This window comes from Pseudomonas sp. HMWF006 (assembly GCF_003061205.1).
Classification (GTDB): Bacteria; Pseudomonadota; Gammaproteobacteria; order Pseudomonadales; family Pseudomonadaceae; genus Aquipseudomonas; species Aquipseudomonas monsensis.
Window position 1 is genome coordinate 1 of the sequence record NZ_QAIU01000361.1, and the last position, 6,020, is coordinate 6,020.

Below are 6,020 nucleotides of genomic sequence, written 5' to 3' on the forward strand. Positions count from 1 at the left end.
CTTCTGGAGTACGTGGATCTGCGTACTGACCATCGGCAGCCTGATCGGCCTGACGTGGCTGCTGATCGGCACTCGCCGGGGCGAGACCAAGGGCAGCGTCGACCAGACCATGGGCCACAGCTTCGATGGCATCGAGGAGTACGACAACCCGCTGCCGCAGTGGTGGTTCATGCTGTTCGCCGGCACGCTGGTGTTTTCCGTGGGCTATCTGATCCTGTATCCGGGCCTGGGCAACTGGAAAGGCATCCTGCCCGGCTACGAGGACGGCTGGACCGGCGTCCACGAGTGGGAAAAGGAAATGAACAAGGCCGACGCCAAATTCGGGCCAATCTTCGCCAAATTTGCCGCGATGCCGGTGGAAGAAGTGGCGAAGGACCCGCAGGCGCTGAAAATGGGTGGCCGCTTGTTCGCCTCCAACTGCTCGGTGTGCCACGGCTCCGATGCCAAGGGCGCGTTCGGTTTCCCTAACCTGGCCGACAGCGACTGGCGCTGGGGCGGCAGTGCCGAGACCATCAAGACCACCATCATGGGTGGGCGGATGGCGGCAATGCCGGCCTGGGGCGAAGTGCTCGGTGAGGCGGGGGTGAAGAACGTCGCCGCTTACGTGCGCCACGAACTGGCCGGCCTGCCATTGCCGGCGGACAGTAAAGCTGATCTGCAAGCCGGACAGCAGGCGTTCAGCACCACTTGCGTAGCCTGTCATGGGGCAACCGGCCAAGGCACTGAAGCCATGGGTGCGCCGAATCTGACGCACCCGGCCGGGTTTATCTATGGCACCAGCCTGACCCAACTCGAGCAGACCATTCGCCATGGCCGCCAGGGCCACATGCCGGCGCAGAACGAGTTGCTGGGCAACGATAAAGTGCAATTGCTCGCCGCATATGTATACAGCCTCTCAAAAAATCGTGAGCAATTGAGCGACAAGCTTCAAGCTGAAAGCTCAAAGTAAAATCAACAGCGCTGTATACAATCCTGCAGGCGACTTGAACCATCTTGTCGCTTGCAGCTTTCAGCTCGCAGCTGCTTCTTTTTGTCGCACCCCTTAACACCCTCGCCTTTCGAATCCCCCGAATCGGGTCTACGCTTGCTCGATGCGGACTGGCCCGTGCCGGTTCCAGGTCGACCCTGAGCGATGTGTTCGACAAATCGCCTGACTGACAGGGCGCAAAGCCCGGTAGATACCGGCTGTCGCGTCGATGACCGTCCGTCACCCGATCACTGCGTTCGAACACACCCCGTTACAACTGACCTGAACCCCTCACTTTTTTTCGTCCGCTGCGACATTTTGTCCAAGGCCAATTTTGTCCTTACGCGGCGTATGGAAAGGCCGCAGAATCAGCGTTGGAAAGCATTGACCCAGGTCATGGCGCGTTGCAATGACCCCCTGCTCTCTGCATACTTGCGGCCGATTTTAATCCTAATAAAACACCTAAACCGTGGAACCTTAGAATGAGCACAGCAATCAGTCCGACTGCTTATAACTATAAGGTAGTCCGCCAGTTCGCCATCATGACGGTGGTCTGGGGGATCCTTGGCATGGGGCTCGGTGTCTTCATCGCCTCGCAACTGGTCTGGCCGGAGTTGAACTTCGGTCTGCCGTGGACGAGCTTTGGACGCCTGCGCCCGTTGCACACAAACCTGGTGATTTTCGCCTTCGGTGGTTGTGCACTGTTTGCCACTTCCTACTATGTCGTGCAGCGAACCTGCCAGACGCGACTGATTTCCGACAGCCTCGCGGCCTTCACCTTCTGGGGCTGGCAAGCGGTGATCGTCGGCGCGATCATTACCTTGCCGCTGGGTTACACCACCACCAAGGAATACGCGGAACTGGAATGGCCGCTCGCCATTCTGCTGGCGATTGTCTGGGTCACCTACGGGCTGGTGTTCTTCGGCACCATCACCAAGCGCAAGACCAAGCACATCTACGTCGGTAACTGGTTCTACGGCGCGTTCATCGTCGTGACCGCGATGCTGCACATCGTCAACCACGCGTCCTTGCCGGTCAGTTTCTTCAAGTCCTACTCCGCCTATTCGGGCGCGACCGACGCGATGATCCAGTGGTGGTACGGCCACAACGCGGTGGGTTTCTTCCTGACCACCGGCTTCCTCGGGATGATGTACTACTTCGTGCCGAAACAGGCCGAACGTCCGATCTACTCCTATCGTCTGTCGATCGTGCACTTCTGGGCACTGATCACCCTGTACATCTGGGCCGGCCCGCACCACCTGCACTACACCGCACTGCCGGATTGGGCACAATCGCTGGGCATGGCGATGTCGATCATCCTCCTGGCGCCAAGCTGGGGCGGCATGATCAACGGCATGATGACCCTGTCGGGCGCCTGGCATAAGCTGCGCACCGACCCGATCCTGCGTTTCCTCGTGGTGTCGCTGGCGTTCTACGGCATGTCGACCTTCGAAGGGCCGATGATGGCGATCAAGACCGTCAACTCGCTCTCGCACTACACCGACTGGACCATCGGCCACGTACACGCCGGCGCCCTCGGTTGGGTAGCGATGATCTCGATCGGCGCGATCTACCACATGATTCCGAAACTGTTCGGCCGTGCGCAGATGCACAGTGTCGGTCTGATCAACGCGCACTTCTGGCTCGCGACCATCGGTACCGTGCTGTACATCGCTTCGATGTGGGTCAACGGCATCACTCAGGGCCTGATGTGGCGTGCGATCAACGACGACGGCACCCTCACCTACTCGTTCGTTGAGGCGCTGCAGGCCAGCCACCCTGGCTACATCGTCCGTGCCCTGGGCGGTGCGTTCTTCGCCAGCGGCATGTTCCTGATGGCTTACAACGTCTGGCGCACCGTGCGCGCCTCGAACCCGGCTGAAGCCGAAGCCGCTGCCCAGATCGCTGTCGTTGGAGCTCACTGATGAAGCATGAAGCTGTCGAGAAGAATATTGGCCTGCTGGCCTTCTTCATGGTCATCGCCGTCAGCGTTGGCGGCCTGACCCAAATCGTTCCGCTGTTTTTCCAGGACGTCACCAACAAGCCGGTCGAAGGCATGAAGCCGCGCTCGGCGCTGGAACTGGAAGGCCGCGATGTCTATATCGCCAACGGTTGTGTCGGCTGCCACTCGCAGATGATCCGTCCGTTCCGCGCCGAAACCGAACGCTATGGCCACTACTCGGTGGCCGGTGAAAGCGTCTGGGACCACCCGTTCCTGTGGGGTTCCAAACGTACTGGCCCGGACCTGGCCCGTGTCGGCGGTCGTTACTCCGATGACTGGCAACGTGCGCACTTGTACAACCCGCGCAACGTGGTGCCTGAGTCGAAAATGCCGGCTTACCCGTTCCTCGTGGAAAACAAGCTCGACGGCAAAGACACGGCCAAGAAAATGGAAGTGTTGCGCACGCTCGGCGTCCCTTACACCGACGAAGACATCGCCGGTGCCAAGGATGCCGTGAAGGGCAAAACCGAAATGGACGCGCTGGTGGCCTACCTTCAAGGCCTGGGCACCATCATCAAAAGCAAACGGTGAATTCGATGGATATCGGGATGATTCGTGGCCTCGGCACCGTTGTCGTGATGGTGGCCTTTATCGGTCTGGCCTTGTGGGTATTCAGCCCCAAGCGCAAGTCGGAGTTTGAAGACGCGACCTTGCTGCCTTTTGCGGATGATCCCGAAGCCATCAAGCACGTCGAGCAAGCTTCTAGGAGTAACAAAGAATGACTACATTCTGGAGTCTGTACGTCACAGTCCTCAGTCTCGGTACGATCTTTTCCCTGACCTGGCTGCTGCTGTCGACCCGCAAGGGCCAGCGCAGCGAACAGACGGACGAGACCGTCGGGCACTCCTTCGACGGGATCGAGGAGTACGACAACCCGCTGCCGAAATGGTGGTTCATGCTGTTTGTCGGCACCATCGTCTTTGCCCTGGGTTACCTGGTGTTGTACCCGGGCCTGGGCAACTGGAAAGGCCTGCTGCCGGGCTACAACTACCTCGATAACGACAAGCAGACCGCGTTCGCCAACGGCCAGACCGGCTGGACCGGCGTGCACGAGTGGGAAAAGGAAATGGCCCGCTCGGACGCCAAGTTCGGTCCGATCTTCGCCAAGTTCGCGGCGATGCCGATCGAAGAAGTGGCCAAGGATCCACAGGCACTGAAGATGGGTGGCCGTCTGTTCGCCTCCAACTGCTCGGTGTGCCACGGTTCCGACGCCAAGGGCGCTTACGGTTTCCCGAACCTGACCGACGCCGACTGGCGCTGGGGCGGTGAGCCGGAAACCATCAAGACCACCATCATGGGCGGTCGTCACGCGGTGATGCCGGCCTGGGCTGAAGTCATCGGTGAGCAAGGTGTTGCCGACGTAGCAGCATTCGTCGTGACCAACCTGGATGGCCGCAAACTGCCGGAAGGCACCAAGGCTGACCCGGCCAACGGCGGCAAACTGTTCGCCGCCAACTGCGTGGCCTGCCACGGTCCGGCCGGCAAAGGCACCCCCGCCATGGGCGCGCCTGACCTGACCCATCCGGGCGCGTTCATCTACGGCTCGAGCTTCGCGCAACTGCAGCAGACCATCCGTTACGGCCGTCAGGGCCAGATGCCTGCGCAGGAACAACTGCAAGGCAACGACAAGGTGCACCTGCTGGCGGCTTACGTGTACAGCCTGTCCCACGGCGAAAAAGCACCCGAAGCGAACGCCGAGTAAGGCAAACGCTTGAAGCAAAAAAGGCCCCGCCAAGTTGATTGGCGGGGCCTTTTTTAATGCTGGCATTCATGCCTTGAGACATTTGCTCAATAGACCTGAGCAGCGCTGCCCTGTAGGTTTTTGCCATGCCGATGAGCCACATCGGGTCAACCTTCAAGGATGAAGCCTACATGTCAAAAAATGACGAAAGCACAGTACCAAAACGTTTGCAGCCCCACCCTGATCAGGAAGAAACGCCGGTGAAAACGCCTGTGGCGCCCGCACGCTCACCCTCACCAAACCCCGTAGGTCGCCCAGGTAACAGTGGAGGTATGGACGGTCTCGGCGGCGGCAGATTGCCCTGACAACGGCAGCAAAACACAGCGAATATTCGTCCAACATTCAGCGCCCTGCCCTCTGGAAGAGGCGCTTTCGTCGGTGCCGTTATGACAGTGAACAACCGATCGTGCGCAATCCACCTTTTCGATTGCTGTACAAACTCCAAAGTAGTAACGTTTCTACACCAGAATCACCGGAGGCCGAACATGATGGCCATCACGACTATTTCCAGCCGCGAATTCAACCAGGACACCAGTGCTGCCAAAAAAGCCACGCATCAGGGTCCGGTCATCATTACCGATCGTGGCAGACCTGCCCATGTACTGCTGAGCATCGAGGAGTATCAGAAACTGACCGGCAGCCAGACCAGCATCGTCGATTTGCTGGTCATGCCGAATGCGCCTGAAATCGAGTTCGAACCCGAGCGCGTCGTCATCACTCCTCGTAGCGTGGACCTGTCTTGATGTTTCTACTCGATACCAACGTAGTTTCAGAGCTGCGAAAACCCCAGGCCGACAAACAGGTGGTGAGATGGGCAAACAGCGTCACCCCGGCCAGCCTGTATTTATCGGCAATCACGGTGCTGGAACTGGAAACCGGCATCCTGCGTATCGAGCGCCGCGACCCGGCACAAGGAGGGATGCTGCGTAACTGGCTCGAGCGTCACGTCAAACCCGCATTCTCGGGAAGAATCCTGTCAGTCGATACCGCCGTCGCCACCCGATGCGCACAGTTGCATGTGCCTGATCGCAGCAATGAGTGCGACGCCTTGATCGCCGCCACCGCGCTTGTACATGGGCTAACGCTGGTCACCCGTAATGTTGCCGATTTTCAACCCAGCGGCGTTCATCTGATCAACCCATGGGCCGCTGCCAAAAACTGATCATGCAAAGCCCCGCCAGATCACTGGCGAGGCTTTTTCATGGGCGTTTGGCAAAGGCTCAACGCGATGGTGTCGATCAGCGTTCGATTGCGCCCTTGGCTGTTCTTCACCAGATAGGCCTGCAGTCGCTTGCGGTCCTCGGTAACAC

General features: G+C 59.2%; 7 protein-coding genes. All 7 read left to right on the forward strand.

Annotated elements, in window-relative coordinates; translation table 11 throughout:
* On the forward strand, positions 1–949 hold a 949-nt coding region (gene ccoP, locus DBR24_RS14855), incomplete at its 5' end, for a cytochrome-c oxidase, cbb3-type subunit III (RefSeq protein WP_128615141.1).
* Positions 950–1,449: 500 nt separating this feature from the next.
* On the forward strand, positions 1,450–2,892 hold the full coding sequence (ccoN, locus tag DBR24_RS14860; RefSeq protein WP_123463551.1) for a cytochrome-c oxidase, cbb3-type subunit I: 1,443 nt from the start codon (positions 1,450–1,452) through the stop codon (positions 2,890–2,892).
* Entirely contained in the window at positions 2,892–3,500 is a 609-nt protein-coding gene (gene ccoO, locus DBR24_RS14865; protein ID WP_095047713.1) for a cytochrome-c oxidase, cbb3-type subunit II, read from the forward strand. Before ccoN ends, ccoO begins: the two co-directional genes overlap by 1 nt.
* Before the next feature lie 5 nt (positions 3,501–3,505).
* Entirely contained in the window at positions 3,506–3,691 is a 186-nt protein-coding gene (locus DBR24_RS14870) for a CcoQ/FixQ family Cbb3-type cytochrome c oxidase assembly chaperone (protein ID WP_003175465.1), read from the forward strand.
* A complete protein-coding gene (ccoP, locus tag DBR24_RS14875; protein ID WP_123463553.1) occupies positions 3,688–4,671 on the forward strand; it encodes a cytochrome-c oxidase, cbb3-type subunit III in 984 nt (327 codons plus the stop codon). The genes DBR24_RS14870 and ccoP (DBR24_RS14875) overlap by 4 nt, the downstream gene beginning before the upstream one ends.
* A gap of 527 nt (positions 4,672–5,198) precedes the next feature.
* Positions 5,199–5,453 carry a type II toxin-antitoxin system Phd/YefM family antitoxin gene (locus DBR24_RS14880; protein ID WP_177490565.1) on the forward strand — a complete coding sequence of 85 codons (255 nt, stop codon included), beginning with the start codon at positions 5,199–5,201 and terminating at the stop codon, positions 5,451–5,453.
* Positions 5,453–5,872: a type II toxin-antitoxin system VapC family toxin gene (locus tag DBR24_RS14885; protein ID WP_123463557.1), complete on the forward strand. Its 420-nt coding sequence runs from the start codon at positions 5,453–5,455 to the stop codon at positions 5,870–5,872. Before DBR24_RS14880 ends, DBR24_RS14885 begins: the two co-directional genes overlap by 1 nt.
* The last annotated feature ends 148 nt before the right edge of the window (positions 5,873–6,020 follow it).

Coding starts and splice junctions, on each gene's coding strand:
- ccoP (WP_123463553.1), top strand. CDS start 3,688: ATGACTACATTCTGGAGTCTGTACGTCACAGTCCTCAGTCTCGGTACG.
- ccoN (WP_123463551.1), top strand. CDS start 1,450: ATGAGCACAGCAATCAGTCCGACTGCTTATAACTATAAGGTAGTCCGC.
- DBR24_RS14885 (WP_123463557.1), top strand. CDS start 5,453: ATGTTTCTACTCGATACCAACGTAGTTTCAGAGCTGCGAAAACCCCAG.
- ccoO (WP_095047713.1), top strand. CDS start 2,892: ATGAAGCATGAAGCTGTCGAGAAGAATATTGGCCTGCTGGCCTTCTTC.
- DBR24_RS14880 (WP_177490565.1), top strand. CDS start 5,199: ATGGCCATCACGACTATTTCCAGCCGCGAATTCAACCAGGACACCAGT.
- DBR24_RS14870 (WP_003175465.1), top strand. CDS start 3,506: ATGGATATCGGGATGATTCGTGGCCTCGGCACCGTTGTCGTGATGGTG.